1 protein-coding gene and 1 pseudogene are annotated in these 728 nt (G+C 72.4%); one reads left to right on the forward strand and one right to left on the reverse strand.

Translation table 11 applies throughout. The annotated features are described in order from the left end of the window. A partial coding sequence (locus F3J14_RS35120) for a universal stress protein (protein ID WP_166726779.1) occupies nucleotides 1–286 on the reverse strand: 286 nt, incomplete at its 3' end. Between the two features lie 98 nt (nucleotides 287–384). Here F3J14_RS35120 and F3J14_RS36035 point away from each other — a divergent pair. After that, nucleotides 385–728, forward strand: a pseudogene (locus tag F3J14_RS36035) (LuxR family transcriptional regulator); the annotation flags it as partial.

A 728-nucleotide genomic window follows, 5' to 3' on the forward strand; every position in this document is an offset into this window, starting at 1 on the left:
TCGACCTGATCGGCGTGGCGGGCGACGTGTCGCCGGCCGCCGGGTGGCCGGCCCCCGGATGGCCGGCCCCCGCGATCGCATGTGACAGGCCCTGCGCCCGCGCGGCGGCTTCCACTTTCGCATCGTGTCGCGGCATCCGCGCTCCGGATAAACGCGAGTCCGGCGCGGTGCCCGACAGCACGAACGTGACCCGCGCGCCGACCGCACGCGCCAGCTCCAGCGCATGGCCGATCGCGTCGATGCCGCCGGGCACGCCGTCGACCGTCACGAGCAGATGGCGATACATCGTGCCGCTCCGCTTATCCGGCGCTCGGCACGCTGTGTCGCGCGCCGGTCGATACGATGTTCATGGTCCGCTCCTCGTTGCATAGGTGAATTGCATTCATTCAGTTGCGTTCGTCACGCTTCGGAACCCATGCTATCGACCGCGCGGAGGCGCGGCCCCACTCGTCGCGGGGGGGATTGACGCGCGAGCGCGGTTCGACCGATCCTTCCCCCCACGCCCACCCCGGACGCTGGCCCGCACGGCATCGCCGGAATCCCACTGCTGCCCCGATGGCCCACCCACCCGATCGCGCCGACGCGCCCCCCACCGAACTCGTGCTGAAGACGACCGCGCCGCGCGTGCCGGCGCAGTTGCTCGCGCGTGCGCGGCTGAGCCTCGCTGCGCCGGCGTTCGACGCCCGGCCCGTGATGCTCGTGCAGGCGCCGGCCGGCTACGGCAAGAC

The sequence above is a fragment of the Burkholderia sp. Tr-862 genome (assembly GCF_011753085.1).
Lineage (GTDB): Bacteria > Pseudomonadota > Gammaproteobacteria > Burkholderiales > Burkholderiaceae > Burkholderia > Burkholderia ambifaria.